The following is a 26646-nucleotide window of genomic DNA, read 5'->3' on the forward strand; positions in this document are numbered from 1 at the left end:
CGATTAGAAAAGGTAAAACCTCATGTCATTTGGTCAGCGTAATCTCGACCGTAGCAAGCCCGAAATTGATTTCCCCGAAGGTGGCACCCCCGAAGAACTCATCATCATCGATGAGATTGAGGGTGCCGGTGAGGTCGTTGAGGCTGGCGATACCGTGTCAGCCCACTACGTGGGTGTAGCTTTCTCCACCGGTGAAGAGTTTGACTCTTCCTGGGGTCGCGGTGAGCCCCTGCGTTTCCAGGTCGGTGTCGGTATGGTGATCCGAGGCTGGGATGAGGGCCTGCTGGGTATGAAGGTGGGCGGCCGCCGTCGCCTGGAGATTCCCAGCGAGATGGCTTACGGTTCCCGCGGTGCCGGTTCTGCTATTGGCCCTAACGAATCACTGATTTTTGTGGTTGACCTGGTAGACGTCATTAAGCGTTAATTCTCGCTGCGGGCTTGTGCCTGCGCGTGTTTGGCCCCCGGTTCGAAAGAGCCGGGGGCTATCTTTATGTATGTGACTTCTAAAGCTGTTGAACGTGCTGCTGCCTTACTTGATGTGCTCTCGTCTGCCCCTTGGGGGCTGGACCGGGATGCTGTGCGCCAGCGGGTGCCGGGCTATGACCAGGCGGCGACCGATGCTGCGTTTGAGCGTATGTTTGAGCGCGATAAGCAGGTCTTACGGGCCCTGGGCGTTGAGCTGGTGGCTGAGCGGGCTGATCGTTCTCGGCTGGGCTTTGTGTATCGGCTGGAGGCTAGGTCGCAGGCGGTGGCTGATTTTTCGGCCTTGGACGTGGTGGTGCTGAGCCACTGTGCGCGGGCCTGGGAAGGCACCGAGGTGGAGCGGCTGGCTCGTGCTGCCCTGCTCAAGGTGGGGGCGAGTGTGGGCCAGCGTCTTGGTGGTGAGCTGGGGGAGCCCGCCCGGTTCACCACGGTCCCCGGGGTTGCAGAGTGCCTGGCGGCGGTGGCTGAGGGTAAGGGCGTGAGTTTTCGCTATGCCGGTAGGGACGAGGTGCGCACGGTTACCTGCTGGGGGCTGGGTTTGCGGTTTGGTCACTGGTACCTGGTGGGCTGGGATCGGGCCCGTCAGGGGCAGCGTATTTTTAGGCTTGATCGGGCGGCAGGTTTGTCTGTTTTGGCTGTTGAGGGGCCGCAGCCCCCTGCCACTTTTTCGATGGTACGGGAGTTGGCCGCGCTTGAACCTGAGCAGGTTCCGCAGGTAGCTACCGTGCCCCTGCTGCCCGGGAAGGGGGCGGACGGGGTGCAGCTGGCTCCCTCCTACGGGGTAGTGGAGTCTGCCCTGCAGGCTATAAAGGGCGGACGCACCCACCGGCTCCCGGAGGGCACATCAGCTCCTGGCGTGGTGGGGGACTACCAGCGAAAGGTCGCTGATGAAGAGGAAAGACTACGGCAGGAGCTGCGGGCCTGGCACACCCCGGCGCCCAATATCGCTGCTCCTGAACGAACAAAGGCCTGGAAGCCTGTAGCTGCTCAGCGGGCCCGTGAAAGTGCTTCAGACCAGCTCATGAGGCTTCTGCTGATGGTGTCCCTGATCGAGAGCACCGGGGGTCTGCCCCTTACTACCCTGGCAGATTTCTTTTCAACGACGGAACAGAAAGCCCGTACCCAGCTGGAAGGCTTAGCCAGCAGCGTTGGGTTTGAGTCCTTGGATCTAGCCATTAACTCGGCTGGGTTTGTGACCCTGCGGGGGCAGCAGGTGCTGACCCGCGGTGTGTCTCTGACTGAAACAGAAGCCCTGGCGCTGAGCCTGGCTCTCGACCTGTCGGCCAGCCTCGATACAGAGTCCTTTTACCGCCACCTGCGCCAGAAGATATGGGCCTCGGTTGCTACCGAGAACCTACCCGAGGTTGCGCCCATGCCTGAACGGGTAGGGGTCTATCGGGCCGACCTTGACCCCCTAGTACAGCGGGCTCTTGATCAGCAGATTCCCCTCGATATCACCTACAGCTCCCACCGGTCTGTCTCCCGCCGCGTTATTGAACCGCTGGCCCTCATCGTTGATAACGGGCCTCGCTACCTGCAAGCTTGGTGCCGGTTGAGCGGGCAGGTGCGGCACTTTAGGCTTGACCAGATATTGAGTATGGCCCCGGTCGAGGGTGATAGTTTCACCCAGCAGGTGCTGACTGAATCCGAGGCGGGGGAGGACGCGTCCGCCCCCGTTAGCCCTCGCAGCTGGCTCACCCAGTTGACCAGCGGCCAAGTTGCTGCCGAGACCATGATTCTGGCTGTCGCTAAAAGTCTGCCGGTAGCCCAGCGCGAAAAAACCCACAGCACCCTCTACCGCTACGCCCTTGAAACAGCCGAAGAAAACGGTGTGACCTTCTACAAAATACCGGTCGCCCACACCGCCTGGGCCCTCAACCTGCTCATAGACCTGGGCCCGACCGTCCGCCTGCTCATCCCTGCCCACCTGCGGCAAGACCTACTAGAGCTACTGGGTGACTAGGGGCCACAAACAACTGCCCCGGCACATTACCCACCCATATCCCAGCAGAATCGGTGCAAGCCCACAGCAAAATATTCTCAAAACTAAAGCCGCTTGGGATATATAATTGTCACTATGCCTTGGTGGTTTTGGATAGTTTTATGGACCGTGCTCGTAGTGAGCTCGCTCTGCCTGCTAGCCTGGCTGCTATACCGCGTCTTCCGCAAAGCCTTAGGGGCACTCGATGCCGCCCAAGACTGGGAGTCCAGCATTACAGATGCGCTTGGGCAGGCCAACCACGCCCAGCCCCTCAGAGAAGAACCGCAACCGGCTCTTTTCACCCCGGTAGGAACCGCCTACGCAGACTACATCCAGGGCAAGAACACTCGAACGCTCGACCGAGCCCGCCGCCGCTCTCAGCGCCGCGACGAACTCGGACAGCCCCAACTCGTCGGAGACCTCAAACGTCTTCAAGAAAGGTGACGCTCGTGCTCGGTAACCTCGGCCCCGTCCATCTCATCATCCTCCTTGTCATCATCATCCTGCTCTTCGGTGCCCCCAAGCTCCCCGGCATGGCCCGCAGCCTCGGCCAGTCCATGCGTATCTTCAAGTCAGAAGTTGACGGCCTGAAGAACGACTCCAAGAAGAACAACGAAGCAAACGGCGACACCAACGGTTCCGTCGTTTCCGGTGAGGTCATCAACAACCCCACCACCACCGATCAGAACAAGGGCTCACAGAACTAAGTTCTCGCCCCCCCCAGAGCGTTCGTGAGTTAACCGCCCGACCCGTGCCCTGGCCACCCAGGGCGCGGGTTTATGGGCTCCCAGAGTTTCAGTAGAAGGCACCCATGGCTAAATCAACCAGCCGAAAGAACAACCCCCAGGCCACCATGGCCCTCGGCGAGCACTTTCGCGAATTCCGCAACCGCCTCATCAAAGCGGCTGTTGCTACCTTTATCTGCGCTATCGGCGGCTTCTTCCTCTACGAGCCCTTCATGGAGGCCATCAGCGCCCCGGTCTACGCCATCAACACCGAAGCTGGCCGCACCGCAGCCCTGAACTACTCCACCGCAACATCTCCCTTCGACCAGATGGTGCGTATCTCCCTCTACATCGGCCTGGTTATCGCAAGCCCCGTCTGGCTCTACCAACTCTGGGCCTTCATCACCCCGGCCCTCTACCGCAAGGAAAAGCTCTACACCCTGGGCTTCACCTTCACCGCCATCCCCATGTTCCTTCTGGGCACCGGCCTGGCCTGGTGGGTGCTGCCCACCGCCGTCCGCACCCTGACCATGTTCAGCCCCGATGGCGCAACCAACCTCTTCACCGCCGACGTCTACGTCAGCTTCGTGGTTAAATTCATGCTGGTCTTCGGTATCGCCTTCGTGCTGCCCGTTATCCTGGTCGGCCTTAACTTCATCGGCCTGATCCGCGGTAAGACCATTCTCAAGTCCTGGCGCTGGGTAGTCGTGCTCGTTGGTCTGCTCGCTGCAATGGCAGCCCCCGGTAACGACATCATGTCCATGCTCTACCTCATGCTGCCCCTGCTCTTCTTCTTCTTTGTTGCTATCGGTATCGCCATGCTTAACGACAAGCGCCGCGACCGCCGCAACGCCAAACTGGCAGAGGGTCTCACCGACGACGAACTCAACCGAGCCACCAGCTTAGAAGAACTCGACCAGCTCGGTCGCTCCTAAAACTTTCCCGCCCCGGCACGCTGTGTCGGGGCGGTTTTTTGTTCGCGCTGGAACGAAAGCTGACTGCGGGGTGCCTCTGGCCGAAATCTACCGCCTAAGATTAGACATATGGCTAGCTACGCTGAACAGTACCTGCGCGCCAAAGAACGCGCCACCTTCTCAAAGACCGCCCTCTACCGCTTTGAGCAGACCCTGAGCTTTGACCTGGATGACTTCCAGCGCCGGGCCTGCACTTCGGTTGAGGACGGCCGGGGCGTGCTGGTTGCTGCCCCCACTGGGGCGGGCAAGACGATCGTGGGAGAGTTCGCTATCTACCTGGCTCTATCGCAGGGTAAAAAGGCCTTTTACACCACCCCGATTAAGGCTCTGAGTAACCAGAAGTACAACGACCTGGTGGCAGCCTACGGTGAGGACGCCGTGGGGCTGCTGACCGGCGACACCTCCATCAATTCCGAAGCCCCCGTGGTCGTGATGACCACCGAGGTGCTCCGTAACATGCTCTATGCAGATTCCGCCACTCTGGCCAACCTGGGCTATGTGGTGATGGACGAGGTGCACTACCTGGCTGACCGCTCCCGCGGGGCGGTGTGGGAAGAGTGCATTATTCACCTGCCCGAATCGATCTCTGTTATCGCCCTATCGGCTACTATCTCTAACGCTGAGGAGTTCGGTGCCTGGCTCGATACCGTGCGCGGGCAGACCGACATTATCGTTTCTGAACACCGCCCGGTTCCCCTTTGGCAGCACGTGATGGTGGGCCGCCACCTCATGGACCTCTTCGCTGGCGATACCACTGTCGAGGACGCCGCAGCCGCCACCGACCTGCCCGAGGTCAACCCAGAGCTGGTGCGGGTCGGACGCCGCCCCCGCCCCTCGCGGGGTCCGGGCGGCAAGTCCTTCTCCCGCCTGGGCAAGGGCAAACGTAGTCGTAACCAGGGCTACCAGTCCCAGGGCTATGACCGCGAGCGCCGCAGCAGCGCGGACGAGGCGAGCGCCCCCGTCCGCCCCCAGCGCATTAGCCGCCCAGAGATGATTCGCTCCCTCGATAAGGCGGGTCTGCTGCCCGGTATCTGTTTTATTTTCTCGCGGGTGGGCTGCGATGCTGCGGTATCGCAGTGTATCGATGCCGACATTCGCCTAACAACCGAGGCCGAGGCCCAGGCTATTCGGGCCTATATAGCTGAGGCTACCGCTAGCCTTGAGACCAGTGACCTGGCGGTGCTCGGTTTTTACGAGTGGCGTGAAGGCCTGATGCGGGGTGTAGCGGCCCACCATGCGGGCCTGTTGCCGGTCTTCAAGGAGGTTGTTGAGACCCTCTTCTCTGAGGGGCTGATTCGCATGGTTTTTGCAACCGAGACCCTGGCGCTGGGCATCAATATGCCGGCCCGGTCGGTGGTTCTAGAGAAGCTCACCAAGTTCAACGGTGAGACCCACGTGGATATTACGCCGGGGGAGTACACCCAGCTGACCGGACGCGCGGGCCGCCGCGGTATCGACGTTGAGGGTCACGCTGTGGTCATGTGGCGCCCCGGACTAGAGCCCCAGCAGGTAGCGGGCCTGGCCTCGAAGCGCACCTACCCCCTCAATTCCTCTTTTAAGCCCACCTACAATATGAGCGCCAACCTGATTGCCCAGTTTGGCACTGAGCGCACCAAGAAGATTCTGGAAAGCTCCTTTGCCCAGTTCCAGGCCGATAAGTCGGTGGTGGGAGTGGCTTCTCGGGTGAGGAAGAACGAAAAGGCTCTGGCAGGTTTCGAAGAGGCGATGACCTGCCATCTGGGTGATTTTACCGAGTATGCTCGCATCCGCCGTGACCTCTCTGACCTTGAGAAAAAGGCCGAGAAGGGCCGTAGCCGTCTGCGGCAGTCCCAGGCGGTGGCGTCCGTCCTTGACCTGCTGCCCGGCGATATCATCGAAATCCCCCGGGGCCGTAATGCGGGCCCCGCCGTGGTGCTGGCCAGGGCCGAGTCTCTGGACGACCCGCGCCCGTCCATTCTGACGATGGCGGCGCAGCTACGCCGCCTCGACCCCCGCGACCTCGACGGGCCTGTTCTGCCGGTTTCGAAGATTAAGGTGTCAAAGAAGTTCACCGGCAAGACCCCTAAGGACCGCCGGGACATGGCCTCTCGTATGCGTGAAGCCCTCTATCAGGGGCTTCCTGCCCGCTCGGGGTCTCAGAAGAAGTACTTCAACGAGCGCGAGCGCGGGGACGAACAGAAGATTGAGGAGCTGCGCCGGGCCCTGCGCAACCACCCCTGCCACGGGTGCTCTGACCGTGAGAATCATGCCCGGTGGGCTGAGCGCTGGTACCGCCTGTCGCGCGATACCGACGGTTTGCGCCGTCAGATTGAGCGCCGCACCAACACTATCGCCCAGGTCTTTGAGCGTATTACCCAGCTGCTGGCTAGCTACGGTTATGTTGAGACGGTGGAGGGGCGTCGCGTGCTTACCGCCCGGGGTGCCTCCCTGCGCCGGGTTTACGGTGAAAAGGACCTGCTGACCTCCCTCTGCCTTGAGGACGGCTTCTTGCAGGGCCTTGACCCGGCGTCTACCGCTGCGGTGGTCTCAGCCCTGGTCTATGAGGCTAAACGCGATGAGCTGGGTCTGCTATCTCGCTACCCCGGTCACGGGGTTGAGGGGGCACTGATGACCGTGCTGAAGCACTGGAACAAGCTCAACGACGCCGAAAAACTCCACCGGCTACCGCAGACCGCTTCACCCGACTTCGGTATGGTTTGGCCCGTCTATAAGTGGGCGCGGGGCAAGAGCCTCGCCCAGGCGATCGATAGTACCGACCTGGCCGCTGGCGACTTCGTGCGCTGGACCAAACAGGTCATCGACAGCCTTGATCAGATTGCCCACGTGGCGTCGTCTGACCCCCAGCTACGCACCCAGTGCGAGGCCGCTATCAACCTGCTTCGCCGCGGCGTGGTAGCGACCCAGCTTTAGTCTGTTGTACTGTCAGTATTGTGAAAGGACGGCAATGATGCCCGCAACTGTCATGCTCGATGGCTCTGTCTACAGCCCCGCTGACCCCTTTGCTACCGCCCTGGTCATGAACGAGAGCCAGGTGGAATGGGTGGGGCAGGACGCCGGTGCCCGCTCCATTGCGGATTCCTCCATGACCGTGCAGGAGCTGGGCGGACGCCTGGTCACCCCCAGCTTTGCTCTAGCGGCGGCTTCTACGACCGGGGCGGACGCTCCCGCCCTGCTCGATGAGCTAGCGGCAGCTGGCTACGGTTATGCCCGCCTGTTGCTCACCGATTTCGCGCAGGAGCTCCCGGCGGCGCACCCTGCGGTAGCTGCTGACTACTACCTTCCCGTAGGCAGCCTTGAGGGTGGCAGGGAACTGCCCGCTGGCGTCCGCGGTATCTTTGTCTCCTCCCCGGGAGAGCTTAGCTCGCAGTTACTGGCTTCGCTGGCCGAAAAGCGCCTGCAGCTCATGTTGGTGGTCACCGAGGCGGCTCAGGTAGGGGAGTACCTGGCTCATCTGGCGCCTCTTGACGGCCTCGCCCGTCTGCGTATCAGCCCCAGCCTGGAGGGTCTCACCGAACTAGACCACAGTGACCTGGAACAAGCCAAAAACCTACAGGTCACCCTCGGTTTCTCAGGCGACTTCGACCGCTCCGGCGAAGCCTTTGGCCGGGCCCTGGCTGCGGGTGCTGCGGTAACCCTAGGGTCAGACCCCGGTACCCGACCCTCGCTATTGGGCTGGGAACTGGTGAACGCCGCCGTCAACCCCGCACAGACAGAACAGGCAGTATCGGCTCGCGCCGCTTTTGCCGCCTGCACCCGCGCAGTCTACCGCGCCGCGTCCGCCCCCAACCCCTTCACCGGCCAGCTCGTGCCCGGAGCCCCCGCCCACTGCGCCCTCTGGGCTATCACCGAACTCATCGTGCAGACCCCTGACAGCCGCATTGCTGCCTGGAGCACCGACCCGCGCGCCCGCACCCCCCTGCTCCCTGTCCTGGCCCCCGACGTACCCCGCCCTGAACTGGTCAGCCTCTACCGCAGTGGCCACAAAGTGGGCTAGGCGTCACCTCAGACCCAGGCCCGCGATACACGCTCGGGCACCTGCACCCTATATAATGAAAAACTGGTTTACACGCCGTCCCACGATTCAGATGGGCCATGACAAGGAGACCGCATGCGAGTACTAACCGTGATTCCTACCTACAATGAGAAGGAAAACCTTCCCATCGTAGTAGAGCGCCTGCGCGCAGCCGTGCCCGACTGCGACATCCTCGTCGTCGACGACAACAGCCCCGACGGCACCGGCCAGCTCGCCGACTCCCTGGCAGCAGAAGACAGCCACATCAACGTCCTCCACCGCACCGTCAAGGACGGCCTGGGTGGCGCCTACCTGGCAGGCTTCGACTGGGGCCTAGAAGCTGGCTACGACGTGCTCGTTGAGATGGACGCCGACTGCTCCCACCAGCCCGAACAGCTGCCCCTGCTCCTGCAGGCAATCGAAGGGGGAGCCGACCTAGCTATCGGTTCTCGCTACGTACCCGGCGGCAAAACCAAAAACTGGCCCCTGCACCGCCAGATCCTTTCCCGCGGAGCCAACCTTTATACCCGCCTGATTCTGGGCACCAAGGTTAAAGACATCACCGCGGGCTACCGCGCCTACCGCCGCGAAGCCCTGCAGAAGCTTAACCTCGAAGGCATCGACTCCAAGGGCTACGTCTTCCAGGTTGATTTGGCCTGGCGCTCCGAGCAGGCCGGCCTGAAAATTGTAGAAGTACCCATCACCTTCGTAGAGCGTGAAATCGGTAGCTCCAAGATGGACGGCAACATCATCGTTGACTCCATGACCAAGGTAACCCGCTGGGGCCTGACCGCCCGAGCAGAGCGCGTCCGCTCCATCATCAAGAAGTAATAGCAGTTGATAGACGAAGGGCCCCGCCAGATAACTGGCGGGGCCCTTGGTCTTAGAGGGAGGATAGCCTAGAGGGCGTGACGCTCCCGGTAAATCTCAAGACGCTGCTGCAGGGTCTCTTCAAGTTCTTCGACACTACGGCGCTCCAGGAGCATATCCCAGTGGGTGCGAACAGGCTTTTCAGCGTTCTCTTCAACCTTGCCGTCGCCAGAAACCAGGAAGGCCTCCTTGCCGGACTTGGCGGTCCAGGTTGCGGGAATCTCAGCTTCCTGCGCGAAGGTAACGAAGACTCGTTCACCGTCTTCGGTGCGGTATTCCACACGCTGGCGGGGAGCCGGCTCCACGCCTGATTCGGTTTCCATTGACTGTGAACCCAGGCGCATACCGCGCAGGCTGCGATCGCTCATTTTCTTCCTCCATAAACGGTGACTGAAGTGCTTGCAGGTTTGTAACTACTCAAAGGCGGGTAAACCGTGCAGGCCAAATACCCATTATAACCTTTAGGCGCCGGGGGTGTGGGGGTCTGTGCCCTCAGCTGATTCGTCGGTAGGGAGCTCGCCCTCCTGAGGGATTTCAACGCCGCTATCGAGCTTGTCGAGGTTGGGGTTGAGGTCTTCAGGGGTCACGCGGATCACCGGGGTGTCGACCAGGGGAGAGGACGGGGGAGTCGCAGGGGTAGACTCTTCCTCAGTCTCAGGTGCACCCTCGTTACCCAGGGGTGAGAAGGCGTTGCCGATACCGCGCAGGGCATCGCCCAGCTCGGTGGGAATGAACCAGAGTTTGTTAGCATCGCCCTCGGCTAGCTTGGGCAGGGTCTGCAGGTACTGGTAGGTCAGTAGCTTCTGGCTGGGGTTCGAGGCGTGGATTGCGTGGAAGACCTTCTGGATAGCCTGGGCTTCACCGTCAGCACGCAGGATAGCTGCCTTAGCGTCACCCTCAGCGGTCAGAATCTGGGACTGCTTTTCACCTTCTGCTCGTAGAATCGCAGCACGGGAGTCACCTTCGGCGGTTAGAATCTGGGACTGCTTCTGGCCTTCGGCGGTTAGAATAGCGGCTCGGCGGTCACGCTCTGCTCGCATCTGCTTTTCCATGGAGTCCTGGATGGAGTGCGGAGGCTGAATTTCCTTGATATCGACGCGGGAGACACGGATACCCCAGCGGCCAGTGGTGCTGTCAAGGACGCCACGGAGCTCGCTGTTAATCTGGTCGCGGGAGGTCAGGGTTTCTTCCAGGTTCAGGCCACCGACGACGTTGCGCAGGGTGGCACTGGTTAGCTCATCGACAGCCTGGATGTAGTTAGTGATTTCGTAGGTAGCAGCCTTGGGGTCGGTGACCTGGAAGTAAACCACGGTATCGATACCGACGACCAGGTTATCTTCGGTGATAACGGACTGGGCTGGGAAAGATACGACCTGTTCACGCAGGTCAATGAGGGGCAGGACGCGGTCGATAAAGGGGACGGTCACATGAAAGCCCGGGTTGAGGGTGGTGTGGTACTTACCCAGACGCTCGACAATGCCAGCGCGGGCCTGAGGAATAATGCGCACAGCCTTGAGCAGGGTGATGAGCACCAAGAGCACGAGGGCTGTAAGCAGGATGGTTGTGGTGATGGTTGAAGCTGTCATAGGTTACGACCTTAATCTTTAAGTTAAAGGTTATTTTGTGGTGTGAGGGGCTAGGTAGGCAGTTGCACCGCGAATGGCTACCACGGTTGCTGTTGACCCTTCAGGGAGAACCAGCTGGTTGCTTTCGGGGCGGGCCGTCCAGGTATCACCGGCGATACGGGCAAGACCTGCCTGCTCTGTGACCGTCTGGGTAATAAGAGCGTCCTGGCCAATAAGCCCATCAGAGTTCATCGCAATATTGGGTGAGCTTTGATGGAAACGCTTAATAAGCGGTGGGCGGAGCCCTAAGAGAAGGGCGATGCTAACAACTGCAAAAAGAACAACCTGACCAACAAAGGAGTCGAGGAAAGTGGTGCTCAGTGTTGCCGACAGGGCAGCTAAGGCCATCATTAGAAAGATGAAGTCGAGCATCAAAATCTCGATAATGGCTAGAACAATCGCAGCGGTGAGCCAGAAAGCCCAGAGGTTCTGTGCGAACCAATCAATCATGTGTACCTCCCACAGGTCGGTGTGTGTTAGTACTTATCTATTCTCCCTGATGTGGTTTCTCTGTGCTAGTCATTACGTGAGGTATGAGAGGATTTGGCCAGCTCAGCCAGGCTTTCCATAAAGCCGATAATATACATTATGTAAAGTAAAGCTAAAAAAGCTCCCCTGACGCCCTCGACTTACTCCACAGCTGCTGAGCTTAGCGCTCCTGCGTTAGAGTAAAACTATGCTCAGTTCAGTTGATTCAGGTAAATATTTTTCCCAGCCGGTTCGCGCCGTGGTTGACCTGGCCCTCGTCCTTCTTTTTATTGCCATCGGGCTCACTAGCCACCAGGAACCGCTATCCCAGCTATTAGCCACCGCCGCACCTTTCTTGCTGGCAGCCTGCGCTGGCCATATTGGTGTGTGGGCCGTGAGCTCCAGGCGGCAGCTTCCCCTCTTGCTTGAAGGTTTTATGATGTGGGTCAGCACCCTGGTGCTTGGGCTTGGCTTGCGCCTCTCCTTCGGCGATACTGCGGCAACTGCTTTTGTTCTTGTCTCAGCTCTTACTCTCTTGGTCTTCTTGGTGGGCTGGCGCCTTATCCTTGGCTTGGTGCGCCGCAAGGCCTAAATTTCTTGATGTAGACAGTCTTTAAAAAGGTGTGGCCCCAGAAAGTCTGGGGCCACACCTTTATGTTGTTATTTACTGTTGCTGTAAGCAATCCAACGTTCAAGCACAGCCTTAGCTTTACCTGATTCTACTGATTGGCGAGCGTCCCGCAGGGCTTCCTCAAAGCGTTCGGTAAAAGGCCTACCGTCGACCGGACGGTAAGCAGTCAAGCCTGCTGCAGCATTCAGTAAAACCGCGTTGAGGATTGGGCCGGGAGTCCCATCGAGAACCTGATGCACAACCTGGGCGTTATGCTGGGCATCTCCCCCGCGTAGATCGTCCAGGGTGGCGCATTCAATACCAAAATCGGTGGGGGTTAGTGAATGGTGCTCAACTCCCCCATTGAAGGTTTCCCAAACTTGCGATTCACCGGTGATGGTAATTTCGTCCAGGCCATCATTCCCCCGGAAAATCAGGGCGTGGTCGCCGCGGGAAGCGAAAACGGCGGCGATTTTCTCGGCCATCTCGGGGTCTGCTACACCGATGGCTGAAGCCCGGACCCGAGCGGGGTTGGTCATGGGGCCGAGGTAGTTGAAGGCTGTAGGTACGCCAATGGAGCGGCGGGCGGGCGCTACGTGACGCATGGAGGGGTGGAACACCTGGGCGAACAGGAAGGTGATGCCCGCAGCCTCTACTGCACCTGCCACATCTTTAATGTTTAGGTTTAGATTTATGCCTAGTTCAGCCAGCACATCTGCACTTCCACTTGATGATGAAGAGGCCCTGTTGCCGTGCTTAATGACGGGCACGCCCGCTCCCGCAATCACCAGTGAGGCCATAGTGGAAATATTGACGGTGTTCTGCTGGTCTCCACCGGTGCCAACAATATCTACAGCATCTCGGGTGACTTCTATGTGTTCCGCCTTGTCAAGCATGCCTTGCGCAAGTGCAGCAAGTTCTTCAGGAGTTTCACCTTTAACATGAAGTCCAACTAGGAAAGCTCCGATAATAGCTTCCGGGGTTGATCCCGCCATGATGTCTTGCATGGCCCAGTTAATCTGGTCTGACGAGAGGTCCTGCTGGGCTACGAGTTGATTGAGAATAAGTTTCCACGTGATGGTGCCTGTCATGGCTCACATTCTACGGTTCTTTTAGTTCCCGGGCGAGCTCGTGAGACGGACGTCCGCGGGGACTTTCCGTACCAGGGTTGCTGGACGTTGGGTTACGTAAGTTTTACACACAACGTGTCGCCAAGCCTGCACTAAAAACCCCTAGATTAGGGGGAAGATATGCAGGATTTACAACACACCTCCTAGCAAACCCCCTTACCTATTGGTTCACGGGCACTTTTACAGACATAATGTCTATGTGACAACTGCAACCCATACCCCAAGTAAGTCGGCACACGCCGCTCTGAATCGACCCAATCAGGTGTCTGTCGGCACCGTCGTTTGGCTTGCCTCAGAGCTCATGTTCTTCGCCGGCCTGTTCGCAATGTACTTCACTCTGCGCGCTTCTCGCCCCGATATTTGGGCTGAGAACACCCCGCTGCTTGAAGTCCCTCTCGCTCTCGCCAACACCATCGTGCTGGTGCTGAGCTCCGTTACCTGCCAGTTTGGTGTTTTCAAGGCTGAACAGCTCAAGCCCCGCCGCACCGGTTCCCTCTTCAATGTCCGTGAATGGGGCATGGTTGAGTGGTTCCTGCTCACCTTCATCATGGGTGCGTTCTTCGTTTCCGTCCAGGCTTACGAATACGCAAACCTTGTAGCTGAAGGTATGACTATCGCGTCAAGCGCTTACGGCTCAGCTTTCTACATCACCACCGGTTTCCACGCACTCCACGTAACCGGCGGCCTGATCGCCTTCCTGCTGATCATCGGCCGTGCCTATGTTGCTAAGCGTTTCGGTCACTACGAAGCAACCTCAGCAATCGTTGTTTCTTACTACTGGCACTTCGTAGACGTCGTCTGGATCGCCCTGTTCCTTATCGTCTACTTCCTCAAGTAACCGGTAACCGCTAAAAGTAAACCAACTAGCACACACACAAAGGAACAACGACGTGAAGGCACTTTCTCAAAAGCGACGTCATCCGCTCGCAGCTCTCGTGTTGCTTGCCCTTGCCCTCCTCCTATCTGGTGGCCTCTACGCAGTTGCCACGGCTACTAACGAGGCTCAAGCCGCTACAAGCACCACCTACACTGCAGAAGACATCTCAGAAGGCCAGAAACTCTTTCTGGCCAACTGTGCAACCTGCCACGGTACTAACGCAGAAGGCTCAGTAGACGGCCCCTCACTGATTGGTGTTGGCGCTGCTGCTGTTGACTTCCAGGTAGGCACCGGCCGCATGCCCATGCAGATGCAGGGCGTTCAGGCTCAGCTGAAGCCCGGCCAGTTCAACGATGAGCAGACTAAGCAGCTCGCAGCCTACGTTGCATCACTCGGCGCAGGCCCCACCATCCCCGAGGAAGAGTACCTCGATGTTTCCAAGGGCGATGCAGCCAACGGTGCAAAGGTATTCCTCGCAAACTGCGCTATGTGCCATAACGCTGCTGGCGTTGGTGGTGCTCTTACCCGCGGTAAGTTTGCTCCTACCCTGATGGGCGTTTCAGAAAAGCACATCTACGAGGCTATGGAAACTGGCCCGCAGAACATGCCCGTCTTTAACGACGCAAACATCACCCCCGAAGAAAAGCGCGATGTCATTACCTACCTGAAGTCCCAGGAAGTTAACGCATCGGTTGGTGGTTTCAAGCTTGGCTCACTCGGCCCCGTGTCTGAAGGTCTTCTGATCTGGACCCTCGGCCTGGTCATCGTCATTGTATTCACCCTCTGGCTGACTTCACGAGCTGCATAAGCTCACGCACACACATAAATTTCGTACCAAGGAAGATTTGAGGCAACACATGGGAAACCATAGTGACGGCGCACATGAAAAGGCTGCCGTAGTTACCTCTCAAGAGGCAAGTCAGGAGAAGTTCGCTAACCCCGGACTTCCCCCGCATGCTCCCCGACTCACCGACGTCGATTCCAAAAAAGCTAAGGGTGCCGAGCGACAGGTAGTTCTACTATTCGTCATCTCCATGCTGGGCTCCCTGCTTTTCTGGATTGGCTACTTCGGTGTAGAGGTAAGCGGCAACTTCTACGATGTCATGAACCCCGAAGCAAACAACATGCTTCGTCTGCAGAACCTTCTGCTGGGTCTCGGCATCGCTTTTGCCATGTTCGGTATCGGTATCGGTATCGTCCACTGGGCACGCTCACTCATGCCCGACCACGAAATGGTCGAAGAGCGTCACGCGGTTACCTCTGAAGAGGACCGCGCAGAGGCTCAGGAAATCGTTGAAACCATCATCGAAGAATCAGGCATCAAGCGTCGCCCGCTTCTTCGTAATACCCTCATCGGTTCCGTTATCCTCGCTCCCCTGACCTTCGTCACCCTGTTCCGTGACCTGGGCCCCGCAGACCCCTCAGTACTCAAGTACACCCTGTGGGACGAAGGCGTCCGCCTCGTGCGCGACCCCTCCGGCACCCCCATTAAGGCTGCCGACGTTACTCTGGGCTCTGCCTACCACGTCCTGCCCGAAACCCTCTCTAGCCTGACCCACGAGAACGGCTACCTCGAGGAAAAGGCCAAGGCCGTTGTGCTGCTCATGCGTCTGGATCCCGCTGACATCAAGAAGGTCACCCCCGGTCGCGAAAACTGGAACGTTGACGGCATCTACGCCTACTCCAAGGTTTGCACCCACGTAGGCTGCCCCATCGCTCTGTACGAGCAGCGCACCCACCACCTGCTCTGCCCCTGCCACCAGTCAACCTTTGACGCGGCAGAAGAGTGCAAGGTTATCTTCGGCCCCGCAGGCCACGCCCTGCCCCAGCTGCCCATCGCAGTTGACTCCGAAGGCTACCTGGTCGCCCAGAGTGACTTCCACGAGCCCGTTGGCCCCGGCTACTGGGAGCGTGCAAAGCACATCAAGGAAATGGCAGGTGAAGCATAATGTCGACTTCAATGCAGTCTGATTACAAGGCAAAGACCTCAACCGGTCGTATCGCCCACTACGTTGATCAGCGTGTTGGTGCTTCAGGCATCATCAAGGAATTCGGTCGCAAAATCTTCCCCGATCACTGGTCATTCATGTTCGGTGAAGTTGCGCTCTACAGCCTGGTTATCCTGATCATCTCAGGTACCTTCCTGACCTTCTTCTTCAACCCCACCATGGTGTCGGTAACCTACGACGGTTCCTACGTTCCCATGAAGGGCACCCACATGTCTGCTGCCTACGCCTCTACCCTGGACATCTCCTTTGACGTCCGCGGTGGTCTGCTGATGCGTCAGATTCACCACTGGGCAGCTCTGATGTTCATGATGGCGATGACCGTGCACATGCTGCGCGTCTTCTTCACCGGCGCTTTCCGCCGTCCTCGTGAACTGAACTGGGTTGTTGGTTGCACCCTGCTCATCATCGGTATTCTGGCTGGCTTCACCGGCTACTCACTGCCCGATGACGTGCTCTCAGGTAACGGTCTGCGCATTATTGACGGTATTTTCAAGTCAATCCCGCTGGTTGGTACCTACATCTCGCTCTTCTTCTTCGGTGGCGAGTTCCCCGGTACCGCTGTGATTGGTCGCCTCTACACCCTGCACATCATGATTATCCCCGCGATGCTTCTGCTGCTCGTGGCTATTCACATGTTCATGGTTGTACTGCACAAGCACACCCAGTACCCCGGCCCCGGCCGCACCGAGAACAATGTCGTTGGCTTCCCCGTAGGCCCCGTCTACGCAGCCAAGGCTGGCGGTTTCTTCTTCATCGTGTTCGGTATCATCGCCTTCCTTGGCGCAACCTTTACCATCAACGCGATTTGGAACTACGGCCCCTACGACCCCTCACCGGTACAGGCCGGTACCCAGCCTGACTGGTACGTAGGCTTCGGTGACGGCGCCCTGCGTCTGTGGCCCGGCGTCTGGCCCTGGCCCTGGGAATTCGAATTCCTCGGTGGCACCTGGGTTCTGAGCGTCCTTCTCCCCTTCGCTCTGATGGCTGGCTCAGTCATGATGGCCATGGTCTTCTGGCCCTGGATTGAGCAGTGGGTCACCAAGGACAACCGCGTCCACAACCTGCTGGACCGTCCTCGCAACGCCCCCTTCCGAACCGGTGTGGGTGTAGCAGGCATCATCGGCTACGCAGCCCTGATGATCGCGGCAAGCTCCGACTTGATTGCAACTCACTTCCACGTATCGCTGAATGACGTTGCCTACTGGCTCCGCTTTACCTTCGTATTCGGTCCCCTCATTGGCTTCTTCATCACCCAGCGCATCTGCCTGGCTCTGCAGCGTAAGGACCGTGAGCTCGTACTGCACGGTATCGAAACCGGTAAGGTCGTCCAGCTCCCCCACGGTGAGTTCATCGAGGTTCACAAGCCTCTCGATGAATACCGCCGCTACGAGCTGGTCTCCTTCGAGTCACCCGAGCCCATCCCGGCTCAGCCCAACAAGAAGGGCAAGGTTGGCCTGATCGAGAAGACCCGCGCAGGTCTCTCAAAGATCTGGTTCGAAGACCGCGTAGTTGCCGTAACTCCCGCTGAGCTCGAAGCAGCTCACCATGAGCACCACGGTGCACATGAGGTTGACGGCCACAAGGCCGACTCAATCGAAAAATAACATACGGTTGTAGTAACAGTGTGGGGCACCCCGTCAGGGGTGCCCCACACGTGTTTTAACAGGCTTTTACTGGCCCCGCGTGATTGGTTATCAATGACCGAGCCAATCATCGCCTCTAAGGGCTTCCTGAGCCTTTTAGGAGCCAAAACTAGTTTGTTGGGTTTAGCTCTGCTCCCCTATGCAGCCATGACGGCTCTGAAAAAAGTAGCGCACTCCCGAGGCCGCGTGTGCTGGCCCCGTTCTGCGCAAGATGCAGGGGATGATACAGAGGGGAATGAGGTAGCTCTCCCCTAGCTCACGGAGGCCCTTATACCTCTTTGAACTTCTTTTCTGTACATCGAGGACGCGGGGCACAGCGCGCCGTTTCAACCGGGGCGTCCCGCTGAGATTCTGCTATAGGGAGTGGTCTCCCAGCTCAGGGAACCATGGTGGCGTGCGCTCTTGGCTGGTAATCGCATCAGTTAAAGATTCTTTAAGTGGCTCGGCGTGTCGCACTCCTAGGGTGGGCTGGCAGGGTCAGGCTGGCGCCTGTGCCGTCCTGTGCCGTCCTGTGCCGTCCTGTGCCGTCCTGTGCCGTCCTGTGCCGTCCTGTGCCGTCCTGTGCCGTCCTGTGCCGTCCTGTGCCGTCCTCCCAACCTCCCCTCAGCAATCTAAAAATGGCACAAAAAAGGGTGGGGCCCCTATCCGAGAGGATAGGGGCCCCACCCTTTGAGCCAGGTAAGGCTCTTAGTGGGCGTGGTCGCCGCGGTTGTATTCGTAAACCCAACCCAGAACAGCTGCTGCTGCGAAGGGGATGGCGATGAGTACGATCCACCAGTCGATAGCCAGACCTACAACAACGATGGTGCAAGCAACACCGATGAAGAGGGGCCACCATGACCACGGTGAGTAGAAGCCGTAGTCGCCAGCGCCATCAGCGATTTCACCTTCGAGGTTCTCGTAGGGCATGTCGGGGTGCTTCTTGTCGGTGAAGTTCAGGAAGTACCAGAGGAAGAGACACATCACGGCGGTAGCCAGAATCGCGGGGAAACCGGCCCACTCGGTGAAGTCAGTCATCAGACCGTAGACAATGCCAACGGGAATCAGGAAGACGCCGATGAAACCGAAAATCTTAGCAAGAAGTTTCACAGTGGCCTCCTAGCGTGCAGTTGCCTGGCGGGCTGCTGCAGCGACGTCATTGTTGGTGGACAGTTCAGGGTGGTGCAGGTCAAGTGCAGGACGCTCTGAACGGATACGGGGCAGGGCGGTGAAGTTGTGGCGCGGGGGCGGGCAAGAAGTTGCCCATTCCAGTGAGCCACCGAAGCCCCAGGGGTCATCAACCTCAACACGCTTGCCGTTGCGGGCGGTGGTGTAGACGTTCCAGAACCAGGGAATCATGGAGATTGCCAGAATCATGGAGCCTACGGTTGAGAGCTGGTTCATCCAGGTGAAGCCATCTTCAGGCATGTAGTCTGCGTAGCGGCGGGGCATGCCGTCGACACCGAGCCAGTGCTGGATGAGGAAGGTCATGTGGAAGCCGATGAACAGCAGCCAGAAGTGGATCTTGCCCAGGCGCTCGTTCAGCATCTTGCCGGTGAACTTGGGCCACCAGAAGTAGAGAGCTGCGAACATACCGAAGACGAGGGTACCGAAGATGACGTAGTGGAAGTGAGCGACCACGAAGTAGGAGTCAGACAGGTGGAAGTCCAGCGGCGGGGTTGCCAGGATAATACCGGTGATACCACCGAAGAGGAAGGTGATCAGGAAGCCGATAACCCAGAGCATGGGGGTCTCAAAGGTGATGGAGCCCTGCCACATGGTGCCGATCCAGTTGAAGAACTTCACGCCGGTAGGAATACCAATCAGCATGGTCATGAAGGAGAAGAAGGGCAGCATGACCGCGCCGGTGACGTACATGTGGTGTGCCCACACGGTAACTGACAGAGCCGCAATAGCGATGGTTGCAAAAATCAGACCCTTGTAACCGAAAATCGGCTTACGTGAGAAGACGGGGATGATTTCTGAAACGATGCCGAAGAAGGGCAGAGCCAGAACGTAAACCTCGGGGTGACCGAAGAACCAGAAGAGGTGCTGCCAGAGGACGGCGCCACCGTTTTCGGGGTCGAAGATGTGGCCACCGAGACGGCGATCCATACCGAGGGCGAACAGGGCGGACGCCAGCGGCGGGAAGATCATGATGATCAGGATTGCGGTGATCAGGGTGGTCCAGGTGAAGACCGACATACGCCACATGGTCATACCGGGGGCGCGCATGCAGAGGATGGTGGTCAGGAAGTTGACGCCACCCATGATGGTGCCGAAGCCCTGAAGAGCCAGACCGAAGATCCAGAGGTCACCACCGACAGAGGGGCTGTAGGTGGTGCTGTTCAGCGGAGCGTATGCGAACCAGCCGAAGGAAGCTGCACCCTGGGGGGTAAGGAAGCCAGCGATGGCGACCAGTGAGCCGAACAGGAAGAACCAGAAGGCCAGGGAGTTCAGGCGGGGGAAGGCAACGTCGGGTGCACCAATCTGCAGGGGTACCAGGACGTTAGCGAAACCGGTGAACAGCGGGGTACCAAACATGAGCAGCATCAGGGTGCCGTGCATGGTGAAGAGCTGGTTGAACTGTTCCTTGGTTTCGAGGAACTGCATACCGGGGGTGAAGAGCTCCAGGCGCATAAGCAGAGCCATGACACCGGCAAAGCAGAAGAAAATAAACGCAGCGATCAGGTACATGTACCCGATGGTCTTGTGGTCGGTGGAAGTCAGCCAATTGACGATGATTCGTCCCTTGGACTTAGGAACCACCCGCGGGACAACGCTACCGGTTGTCTCAGCTGAATACTCAAGAGTAGTCACGGGTTACCTCTTAGTTGTTGGTGTTCATGTTGGGGTTACGGTTGTACTCGTCACCCAGACGGCCAATGTTGCCTTCATCTTCCAGTGACTGGATGTAGGCGTCGTAGTCTTCCTGGCTAACAACTTCAACATTGAAGAGCATCTCTGAGTGGTACTCACCGCAGAGTTCGGCGCACTTACCCTGGTAGCGAGCGGGCTCGGAACCGGTGGTGAAGTACATGTGGTTGGTCATGCCGGGAATGGTGTCGCGCTTCTCAAGGAAGGCGGGAACCCAGAAGGAGTGGATGACGTCACGGGACTTGAGCTGCAGGTCTACGGTTGAGTTGACCGGCAGGTAGAGGGTGGGGAGGGTTTCCTCAACGCCTTCCTTGCCTTCCTTGTCGAGGCGAGCCTGGACGCCGGCGAAGTAGACGTTTTCGTCGAGGTAGTTGAAGTCCCATGCCCACTGCTTACCGTAAACCTCGATGGTGACATCGGCGGTTTCAGACTTGGGAGCGGTGATTTCGCGCTCGGCACGGTCTGAGAAGGTGAAGAAGCTGACGATCAGGATGATCGGGATAGCGGTGTAGAAAATTTCCAGCGGAGCGTGGTAGCTCACCTGGCGGGGGTAGCCGGTTTCGTACTTGCGACGGCGGTAGGCGATGATGCACCAAAGCATGAGGCCCCAGGTCACAAGACCTACAGCCAACGCAGCGATCCATGTACCAATCCAGAGGTCCATGATGGTATCGGCGTTATCGGTTACACCACGCTGAGTGGGCAGCCAGCCCACTGATGCCTGTTCTGAACAACCGGTCAAGAGCAGCGCTGAAACGGCTGTGGCAGCGGCTACTGCCTTGCCCTTAAGCCCCTTGCTGCTGGTTCGATGCTGCGAACTCACAGACGGCCCTTCCTGTAGCGATGTGCGTGTCACCTGGTGCTGTGTGTGGACAGCATTAACCCAGGTGTTAATTCTTTCAATACGAGCTTACCCTCAAACGGGCGTTTCTGGTGACAACCTGTCAATGAACTGACGTGTCATTACATAAGTATTTCATGTTTGGGCGGGCTGAAACAGAAAAGTGGGGGTATGCCGGAGCATACCCCCACGTGTGAAGCGGGCTGGGCGGACGCTTAGTGGAAGGAATCTCCACAGGCGCAGGAGCCCTGGGCGTTGGGGTTATCGATGGAGAACCCCTGCTTCTGAATGGTGTCTTCGAAGTCGATGGTTGAGCCTTCGAGGTAGGGAACACTCATACGATCAACGATGACTTCTACGCCGTCGAAGTCGCGGACGGCATCACCGTCGAGCACGCGCTCGTCGAAGTAGAGCTGGTAAATCAGGCCTGAACAGCCGCCGGGCTGCACGGCGATGCGCAGGCGCAGGTCGGTGCGTCCTTCCTGCTCAAGCAGGGAACGAACCTTACCGGCTGCAACCTCGGTGAGGTTAACGCCGTGGGTGGGAAGATCTTCAAGTACTGCCTCAGACATGAGCAATCCTTTCGTGGGGTGTTTTGATGTCAATCTTACGCCTCTTGGGTGCGGGGCGCGAGATGTTCGCAGTCAAGTGAATTTCCTAGTTGCCGGTGTGAGCTGCCGCCAGCATAAGGGCCTCAGCCAGGATTGCCTTCTGGAAGTCGGGGATGAACAGAGACTCGTTGGCGCTGTGGGCACGGGTGTCGGGGTCTTCGATACCGGTAATCAGAATGTGGGCATCGGGGTAGACCTCGGTGAGGGTCGCAATGAAGGGGATGGACCCGCCCATGCCGGTGGTGACAGGCTCAACTCCCCAGGCCTCCCCCAGTGCTGCCAGGGCTAGCTGGGCGCCACTGCCAGAAAGGTCGGCCTGGTAGGGCTGGCCGGAGTCTTCTGCGTGGTAGGTCACCTCTGCCCCGTGATGGTTGTGGCGGGCGAAGTGCTCGGCAAGTGCCCGGTGGGCTGCGGCGGGATCCTGGCCGGGAGCCAGGCGGACGCTGATGCGCGCCTTGGCCGTGGCAGCAATAGTATTTGAGGACTCGGCAACCGAGGTGATGTCCATACCGATGACGGAGATAGCGGGCTGGGACCAGAGGCGGGAGGAGATGGACCCCTGACCTGCCAGCTTCATGCTGTCGAGAATGCCAGAATCGGTGCGGAAATCGGTCTCAGGGTATTCAACGTCAGGTTCAGGTGCAGTAACTAAACCTTCAACCGCAACTGAACCTTGAGTATCGTGCAGGGTGGCGAGTAGCTGGATAAGGACGGTGTTGGCGTCCAGCAGGGGGCCGCCGAACATGCCGGAGTGAACCGAGTGGCTGCTCACGCGTACAGAAATATCACCGCTCGCCACACCACGCAGGCCCGCGGTAAGGGCCGGTACGCCGGTTTTCCAGTTAGCCGAGTCTGCTACAACGATGTAGTCGCCAGCAAGCTTGTCACGGTAGGTATGCAGGAAGTTATCAAAGCTGGGTGAACCAGCCTCTTCCTCGCCCTCGATAAAGAGGGTGACGCCAACCTTAAAGTCGTCGCCTAATACTTCACGCGCAGCCTTAAAGGCAGCCAGGTGGGCGATGACGCCGGCCTTGTCGTCCGCAGCTCCGCGGCCGTAGAGGCGATCGCCCTTGCGAGTGGCGACAAAAGGCTCGGTTTCCCAGAGGGAGCGGTCGCCAGCTGGCTGCACATCGTGGTGGGCATAGAGCAAGAAGGTGGGGAAGCCAGGTGCAGCCGGTGAGTGGGCTACGACCGCAGGCATACCCTGCTGGCCTTCCCCGTAGGACGCTGAGAGAATCTCAACACTTTCAAAACCGGCATCTACTGCCAGGCTCTTCACCTTTTCGGCACTGCGCTGTACTTCGGTGAGGTCAAAAGACTCCCAGGCAACAGAAGGGATGGCCACGAGCTCAGCTAGATGTTCAAGCTGAGCTTCAAAGTTCTCTTCGATGTAGGTTGCTAGAGCCGGGCGGGCAGAAAAATCAAAATCGTGTGTTGTCATACATCTCAGAATACGCTCTGACTGTATATCTACGCACGAACTTGGTTATTCTTAAGGGGTGTTTGGTCGTAATAAGAAATCATCAGAAAATGCTGGTTCTGTGGTTGCCGAGGCTACTCCGGTAGCAAACGAAACCCCTGAAACCACCCAGCCGGGGTACACCGCGCCTAAGGGGCGTCCTACCCCTTCCCGAAAAGAACGCGAAGCTGCCCGCCGCACTCCCCTGGTTCCCGCAGATCGCAAGGCTGCAAAGGACGCCCAGCGTGAAGCTGACCGCGAGTTCCGGGCAAAACAGCAGCAGGCCCTGCAAACTGGCGATGAACGCTACCTGCCCGCCAATGATCGTGGCCCCCAGCGCCGCTACATCCGTGACTATGTTGATGCCCGTTTCAACGTAGGCGACATCATGATTATCGTCATCCTGGCTGTCTTTATCGTGGGCCTTTTCTCCCCCAGCATGCAGCAGTACACTATCTTGCTGATGTGGGGCATGATTCTACTCTGGGCCATCGACTACATGATTATGTGGCGCGGGCTCAAGAAGAAGTTGACCGAAAAGTTTGGCTCCATTGAGCCCCGCTCCGGCTTCTACGCCTTCAACCGCGTCATGATGATTCGCCGTTTCCGCCTGCCCAAGCCTCAGGTTAAGCGCGGCGAATACCCCAAGTAAGGCCACGACGGAGTAAATCCGCTAGCTTTCAACCTTAAATTCAAAGGGGCGCTACCTCTCTAGAGAGGTAGCGCCCCTTTGTGTCATAATCTCACGTGTCTAGTCTAGCGGGTTTTCCGCAATTTCAATAGTCCACGATTAATATGAGCTGCCCACAGGGGGCCTTCGTAGATGAAAGCAGAGTAACCCTGCACCAGATTGGCGCCCGCATCCAGGCGGTCGGTGACGTCCTGAGCGGTGGTAACGCCACCTACCGAGATAAGAGCCAGTTGGTCGCCCACCTCAGCTTTCAGCAGACGGAGAACCTCAAGTGAACGCTTCTTGAGGGGCTCGCCTGAGAGTCCACCTGCGCCAATTTCCTCAACCTTAGCTCGAGGGCTAACCAGGCCCAGCCCTTCACGAGCAATCGTGGTGTTCGTGGCAATAATGCCATCTAACCCCAGACGCAGAGCCATCGCGGCAACGTCCTTAATATCTTCATCGGCCAGATCAGGAGCAATCTTCACGACCAGGGGCACGCGGCGCCCCTGCACAACGCGGTCGGCTTCAGCACGTACAGCCTCAAGTAGAGGTTCAAGAGTCTCAATCGCCTGAAGGTCACGCAGACCCGGAGTATTCGGTGAGCTGACATTTACAGCGAGATAGTCAGCCTGGGGCGCAAGCACCCGAGTGCTCACCAAGTAGTCCTCGATGGCGTCCTTAAGGGCTACCACCTTGGTTTTACCGATATTGACACCAATGACGGGGCGTACCTTACCCCGATATTCGGCTTCAAGGTCCGCGCGGGCGGCAGCGACACGGGGCCCAGCTGCTGCCGCCCCATCGTTATTGAAGCCCATGCGGTTAATAATGGCCTTATCATCTACCAGGCGGAAAAGGCGGGGCTGGGGGTTGCCCGGCTGAGCCTGACCGGTAATAGTGCCGATTTCAATGTGTCCAAAACCCAGGTTACCCAGCGCCGGAATTGCCTTACCGCCCTTATCAAAACCAGCAGCAACGCCGAAAGGCGAGGGGAAAGTAAGGCCCATGACCTCGGTAGCCAGTGACGGGTGTGGCGCAAAGTAGCGGCCCCCCAGGCGAGAAATACCGGTGCGGCGAAGGGTCTGCACCCCCCACATGCCCACATGGTGCGCTTTCTCGGCGTCCATGGGTTTGAAGAAGAGTTTGAACAGGGTTGGGTAGATCCGCATATCGGACCCCTTTCAGCCGCGGCTTTCGCCTAGTATGGGAGGAAACTTAGGGTTGGGTCACCTTATCAACGGCCCCTCCGTAGCGGCGGTCGCGGAGGGCATATTCTTCTACCGCCTGCCACAGTACCGTACGGTCAACATCGGGCCAGAGCACGTTCATAAAGACCATCTCGGCATAGGCACTTTGCCAGAGAAGGAAGTTAGAGAAACGCTGTTCACCCGAGGTTCGGAGGAAAAGATCAACGTCGGGCAGGTCAGGCTCGTCGAGATAGTTCTGAAAGATTTTTTCGTTGATGTGCTTGGGCTTGAGGCGCCCGGCTGCGACGTCCTCGGCAATCAGGGCGGCGGCGTCCGCAATTTCTGCCCTACCCCCGTAGTTGACGCACATGGTCAGGGTACACAGGGTGTTGTGCCTAGTTTCTTCTTCGCACTTTTCGAGCAGCTTGATAACCGACTTCCAGAGCTTGGGCCGACGGCCAGCCCAGCGGATGCGAACCCCCCAGCTCTTGAGGGTCTCTAGCTGACGTTCTAGAACCTCAGAGGAGAACCGCATGAGGAAGGCGACCTCGTCGGGGCTACGACGCCAGTTCTCGGTTGAAAAGGCATAGGCAGAAACATAGGGAATACCCATTTCGATAGCACCAGCCACCACATCAAGCAGGGCTGCCTCACCGGCTCGGTGGCCCTCATTGCGGGGTAGGCCGCGTTCGTTGGCCCAGCGTCCATTACCGTCCATCACCACGGCCACGTGCTGAGGCACGAACTTGCTCGGAATCGCAGGGGCTACGGCGCCGCTGGGGTGGCTGTAGGGCTTCACCGGTGTCATCTACTAGATTTCCTTCTCTAGGGTGGTTAGAGTTTTGAGCGGCCGCTCAAGCTGCCACTGCACATAGTCCATGATATGCCGTTCTGCCCTCTGCCGGAGCGCGGGCGGGTGCTCGCTCAAAATGCCGGGCCAGTCGCCAGTAGCGAGGGCCGCTAAATAAGCGGGTTCTTCCTGTGCTAGGGGGCTGAGTTGAGGGAAGTCACCGGTGCGCGCACACCCGGTGCACAGCACCCCCAGGGAGGGGGAGAAATAGGTGAGGTCATCCAGACTGCCGCAGGCGGCACAGGCACCAATGGCCATGCTCCAGCCCGCCCTGTGCAGGGCTCGCAGCAGGTAGGAGTCAAGGATGCGGTGGGGCGGGTAGGTACCCCGCGCTAGGGCTGAGAGGGCCCCGGCCAACAGCGTGAACTGCTCCTCTAAGCGCTCTTGTTCGTGGTTGAGAAGTTGCTCTGCCACTTCGGCTAAGACAGCCGCGACCGTGTAACGGGTGTAGTCGTTGATAATCGGCCCCAAATAGGCGCGGCGGGTAACAACCTGCGAAATCGTAGCGAGTTTTTTACCGGGTGCAGCCGAAATATCGACCAGCATGAAGGGTTCGAGCCGAGCACCAATCTTTGAGCTACTCTTGCGCACTCCCCTGGCTACTGCGTGCACAATCCCCCGCTGCCGGGTAGCCAGGATAATAATGCGGTCGTGCTCCCCCAGATCCTGGGTGCGTAAAACAATAGCGCTATCACGAATGGTCTTAGTCGTAGATAGCGCTGAAGTCACGTCTTTATTCTCCCACATTCAGTGTGCCAGGTC

The 26646-nt window shown here is 58.6% G+C and carries 26 protein-coding genes; 14 read left to right on the top strand and 12 right to left on the bottom strand.

Annotated elements, in window-relative coordinates; genetic code table 11:
* The first annotated feature begins 22 nt into the window (after nt 1-22).
* The 8 genes from L6762_RS03865 (at nt 23) to L6762_RS03900 (ending at nt 9006) form a co-directional block, all read left to right on the top strand.
* The gene (locus L6762_RS03865) at nt 23-424 is read left to right on the top strand and encodes an FKBP-type peptidyl-prolyl cis-trans isomerase (RefSeq protein ID WP_237185669.1); all 402 of its coding nucleotides are present in this window, start codon (nt 23-25) and stop codon (nt 422-424) included.
* Nucleotides 425-496: 72 nt separating this feature from the next.
* Nucleotides 497-2446 carry a helix-turn-helix transcriptional regulator gene (locus L6762_RS03870; RefSeq protein WP_237185670.1) on the top strand — a complete coding sequence of 650 codons (1950 nt, stop codon included), beginning with the start codon at nt 497-499 and terminating at the stop codon, nt 2444-2446.
* Between the two features lie 147 nt (nt 2447-2593).
* Nucleotides 2594-2908, top strand: coding sequence for a hypothetical protein (locus tag L6762_RS03875; protein WP_237185671.1), 315 nt, complete (start codon nt 2594-2596; stop codon nt 2906-2908).
* A 5-nt stretch (nt 2909-2913) separates the two neighbouring features.
* Nucleotides 2914-3171, top strand: a complete 258-nt coding sequence (gene tatA / locus L6762_RS03880; protein WP_135013989.1) for a Sec-independent protein translocase subunit TatA — start codon at nt 2914-2916, stop codon at nt 3169-3171.
* A 104-nt stretch (nt 3172-3275) separates the two neighbouring features.
* A complete protein-coding gene (tatC, locus tag L6762_RS03885) occupies nt 3276-4124 on the top strand; it encodes a twin-arginine translocase subunit TatC (RefSeq protein WP_237185672.1) in 849 nt (282 codons plus the stop codon).
* Nucleotides 4125-4232: 108 nt separating this feature from the next.
* Nucleotides 4233-7073, top strand: coding sequence for a DEAD/DEAH box helicase (locus L6762_RS03890; RefSeq protein ID WP_237185673.1), 2841 nt, complete (start codon nt 4233-4235; stop codon nt 7071-7073).
* 34 nt (nt 7074-7107) lie between these two features.
* The gene (locus tag L6762_RS03895; RefSeq protein WP_237185674.1) at nt 7108-8157 is read left to right on the top strand and encodes a hypothetical protein; all 1050 of its coding nucleotides are present in this window, start codon (nt 7108-7110) and stop codon (nt 8155-8157) included.
* A 114-nt stretch (nt 8158-8271) separates the two neighbouring features.
* Nucleotides 8272-9006: a polyprenol monophosphomannose synthase gene (locus tag L6762_RS03900; RefSeq protein WP_237185675.1), complete on the top strand. Its 735-nt coding sequence runs from the start codon at nt 8272-8274 to the stop codon at nt 9004-9006.
* Between the two features lie 68 nt (nt 9007-9074).
* Here the strand turns inward: L6762_RS03900 and L6762_RS03905 are convergent, their stop codons facing one another.
* From L6762_RS03905 to L6762_RS03915, 3 genes are all read right to left on the bottom strand, one after another.
* Nucleotides 9075-9413, bottom strand: coding sequence for an RNA polymerase-binding protein RbpA (locus L6762_RS03905; protein WP_135011868.1), 339 nt, complete (start codon nt 9411-9413; stop codon nt 9075-9077).
* A 93-nt stretch (nt 9414-9506) separates the two neighbouring features.
* The gene (locus L6762_RS03910) at nt 9507-10631 is read right to left on the bottom strand and encodes an SPFH domain-containing protein (RefSeq protein WP_237185676.1); all 1125 of its coding nucleotides are present in this window, start codon (nt 10629-10631) and stop codon (nt 9507-9509) included.
* Between the two features lie 30 nt (nt 10632-10661).
* Nucleotides 10662-11120, bottom strand: a complete 459-nt coding sequence (locus L6762_RS03915; protein ID WP_237185677.1) for an NfeD family protein — start codon at nt 11118-11120, stop codon at nt 10662-10664.
* A gap of 226 nt (nt 11121-11346) precedes the next feature.
* Between L6762_RS03915 and L6762_RS03920 the strand changes: the two genes are divergently transcribed.
* Nucleotides 11347-11730, top strand: a complete 384-nt coding sequence (locus tag L6762_RS03920; RefSeq protein ID WP_237185678.1) for a DUF3054 domain-containing protein — start codon at nt 11347-11349, stop codon at nt 11728-11730.
* Between the two features lie 68 nt (nt 11731-11798).
* Here the strand turns inward: L6762_RS03920 and trpD are convergent, their stop codons facing one another.
* Nucleotides 11799-12839 (bottom strand): anthranilate phosphoribosyltransferase, encoded by a 1041-nt coding sequence (gene trpD / locus L6762_RS03925; RefSeq protein WP_237185679.1) that lies wholly within the window; start codon nt 12837-12839, stop codon nt 11799-11801.
* Between the two features lie 238 nt (nt 12840-13077).
* Here trpD and L6762_RS03930 point away from each other — a divergent pair, with 238 nt between their 5' ends.
* The 4 genes from L6762_RS03930 to L6762_RS03945 are packed head-to-tail and all read left to right on the top strand — an operon-like array spanning nt 13078 to nt 17368.
* Nucleotides 13078-13716: a cytochrome c oxidase subunit 3 gene (locus tag L6762_RS03930; protein ID WP_185172915.1), complete on the top strand. Its 639-nt coding sequence runs from the start codon at nt 13078-13080 to the stop codon at nt 13714-13716.
* Between the two features lie 52 nt (nt 13717-13768).
* Nucleotides 13769-14563, top strand: a complete 795-nt coding sequence (locus L6762_RS03935; RefSeq protein WP_237185680.1) for a c-type cytochrome — start codon at nt 13769-13771, stop codon at nt 14561-14563.
* A gap of 49 nt (nt 14564-14612) precedes the next feature.
* Entirely contained in the window at nt 14613-15704 is a 1092-nt protein-coding gene (locus L6762_RS03940; RefSeq protein ID WP_185172913.1) for a ubiquinol-cytochrome c reductase iron-sulfur subunit, read from the top strand.
* Nucleotides 15704-17368, top strand: a complete 1665-nt coding sequence (locus tag L6762_RS03945; RefSeq protein ID WP_237185681.1) for a cytochrome b — start codon at nt 15704-15706, stop codon at nt 17366-17368. The genes L6762_RS03940 and L6762_RS03945 overlap by 1 nt, the downstream gene beginning before the upstream one ends.
* A gap of 726 nt (nt 17369-18094) precedes the next feature.
* On the opposite strand, the gene L6762_RS03950 is transcribed toward L6762_RS03945, so the two are convergent.
* The 5 genes from L6762_RS03950 to L6762_RS03970 all read right to left on the bottom strand — a co-directional run bounded on the left by L6762_RS03950 (nt 18095) and on the right by L6762_RS03970 (nt 23156).
* The gene (locus tag L6762_RS03950; RefSeq protein ID WP_237185682.1) at nt 18095-18496 is read right to left on the bottom strand and encodes a cytochrome c oxidase subunit 4; all 402 of its coding nucleotides are present in this window, start codon (nt 18494-18496) and stop codon (nt 18095-18097) included.
* 9 nt (nt 18497-18505) lie between these two features.
* Nucleotides 18506-20206, bottom strand: a complete 1701-nt coding sequence (gene ctaD, locus L6762_RS03955; protein ID WP_185172910.1) for a cytochrome c oxidase subunit I — start codon at nt 20204-20206, stop codon at nt 18506-18508.
* Between the two features lie 10 nt (nt 20207-20216).
* Nucleotides 20217-21086, bottom strand: coding sequence for a cytochrome c oxidase subunit II (gene coxB / locus L6762_RS03960; RefSeq protein WP_185172909.1), 870 nt, complete (start codon nt 21084-21086; stop codon nt 20217-20219).
* A gap of 233 nt (nt 21087-21319) precedes the next feature.
* Nucleotides 21320-21676: a HesB/IscA family protein gene (locus L6762_RS03965; RefSeq protein ID WP_237185683.1), complete on the bottom strand. Its 357-nt coding sequence runs from the start codon at nt 21674-21676 to the stop codon at nt 21320-21322.
* Between the two features lie 85 nt (nt 21677-21761).
* The gene (locus tag L6762_RS03970) at nt 21762-23156 is read right to left on the bottom strand and encodes a M20/M25/M40 family metallo-hydrolase (RefSeq protein ID WP_237185684.1); all 1395 of its coding nucleotides are present in this window, start codon (nt 23154-23156) and stop codon (nt 21762-21764) included.
* 58 nt (nt 23157-23214) lie between these two features.
* Between L6762_RS03970 and L6762_RS03975 the strand changes: the two genes are divergently transcribed.
* Complete coding sequence (locus tag L6762_RS03975; RefSeq protein ID WP_237185685.1) at nt 23215-23826, top strand: DUF3043 domain-containing protein; 612 nt, start codon at nt 23215-23217, stop codon at nt 23824-23826.
* A 104-nt stretch (nt 23827-23930) separates the two neighbouring features.
* Here the strand turns inward: L6762_RS03975 and L6762_RS03980 are convergent, their stop codons facing one another.
* Genes L6762_RS03980 through recO form a run of 3 tightly spaced genes read right to left on the bottom strand, consistent with a single transcriptional unit; the run spans nt 23931 to nt 26613 of the window.
* Nucleotides 23931-25016, bottom strand: coding sequence for a quinone-dependent dihydroorotate dehydrogenase (locus L6762_RS03980; RefSeq protein ID WP_237185686.1), 1086 nt, complete (start codon nt 25014-25016; stop codon nt 23931-23933).
* A 46-nt stretch (nt 25017-25062) separates the two neighbouring features.
* Complete coding sequence (locus tag L6762_RS03985) at nt 25063-25842, bottom strand: isoprenyl transferase (protein ID WP_237185687.1); 780 nt, start codon at nt 25840-25842, stop codon at nt 25063-25065.
* 3 nt (nt 25843-25845) lie between these two features.
* Nucleotides 25846-26613 (bottom strand): DNA repair protein RecO, encoded by a 768-nt coding sequence (recO, locus tag L6762_RS03990; RefSeq protein ID WP_237185688.1) that lies wholly within the window; start codon nt 26611-26613, stop codon nt 25846-25848.
* Nucleotides 26614-26646 lie beyond the last annotated feature (33 nt).

Origin of the sequence: Rothia nasimurium (genome assembly GCF_928381705.1) — a bacterium.
Classification (GTDB): domain Bacteria; phylum Actinomycetota; class Actinomycetes; order Actinomycetales; family Micrococcaceae; genus Rothia; species Rothia nasimurium_G.

Excerpts from the sequence above, each read along its gene's own strand:
- L6762_RS03910 (WP_237185676.1), bottom strand. The coding sequence starts at position 10,631 with ATGACAGCTTCAACCATCACCACAACCATCCTGCTTACAGCCCTCGTG.
- L6762_RS03965 (WP_237185683.1), bottom strand. The coding sequence starts at position 21,676 with ATGTCTGAGGCAGTACTTGAAGATCTTCCCACCCACGGCGTTAACCTC.
- L6762_RS03890 (WP_237185673.1), top strand. The coding sequence starts at position 4,233 with ATGGCTAGCTACGCTGAACAGTACCTGCGCGCCAAAGAACGCGCCACC.
- L6762_RS03865 (WP_237185669.1), top strand. The coding sequence starts at position 23 with ATGTCATTTGGTCAGCGTAATCTCGACCGTAGCAAGCCCGAAATTGAT.
- L6762_RS03945 (WP_237185681.1), top strand. The coding sequence starts at position 15,704 with ATGTCGACTTCAATGCAGTCTGATTACAAGGCAAAGACCTCAACCGGT.
- L6762_RS03900 (WP_237185675.1), top strand. The coding sequence starts at position 8,272 with ATGCGAGTACTAACCGTGATTCCTACCTACAATGAGAAGGAAAACCTT.
- L6762_RS03970 (WP_237185684.1), bottom strand. The coding sequence starts at position 23,156 with ATGACAACACACGATTTTGATTTTTCTGCCCGCCCGGCTCTAGCAACC.
- L6762_RS03985 (WP_237185687.1), bottom strand. The coding sequence starts at position 25,842 with ATGACACCGGTGAAGCCCTACAGCCACCCCAGCGGCGCCGTAGCCCCT.
- L6762_RS03915 (WP_237185677.1), bottom strand. The coding sequence starts at position 11,120 with ATGATTGATTGGTTCGCACAGAACCTCTGGGCTTTCTGGCTCACCGCT.
- L6762_RS03895 (WP_237185674.1), top strand. The coding sequence starts at position 7,108 with ATGATGCCCGCAACTGTCATGCTCGATGGCTCTGTCTACAGCCCCGCT.
- L6762_RS03920 (WP_237185678.1), top strand. The coding sequence starts at position 11,347 with ATGCTCAGTTCAGTTGATTCAGGTAAATATTTTTCCCAGCCGGTTCGC.
- tatC (WP_237185672.1), top strand. The coding sequence starts at position 3,276 with ATGGCTAAATCAACCAGCCGAAAGAACAACCCCCAGGCCACCATGGCC.
- trpD (WP_237185679.1), bottom strand. The coding sequence starts at position 12,839 with ATGACAGGCACCATCACGTGGAAACTTATTCTCAATCAACTCGTAGCC.
- L6762_RS03980 (WP_237185686.1), bottom strand. The coding sequence starts at position 25,016 with ATGCGGATCTACCCAACCCTGTTCAAACTCTTCTTCAAACCCATGGAC.
- L6762_RS03905 (WP_135011868.1), bottom strand. The coding sequence starts at position 9,413 with ATGAGCGATCGCAGCCTGCGCGGTATGCGCCTGGGTTCACAGTCAATG.
- L6762_RS03940 (WP_185172913.1), top strand. The coding sequence starts at position 14,613 with ATGGGAAACCATAGTGACGGCGCACATGAAAAGGCTGCCGTAGTTACC.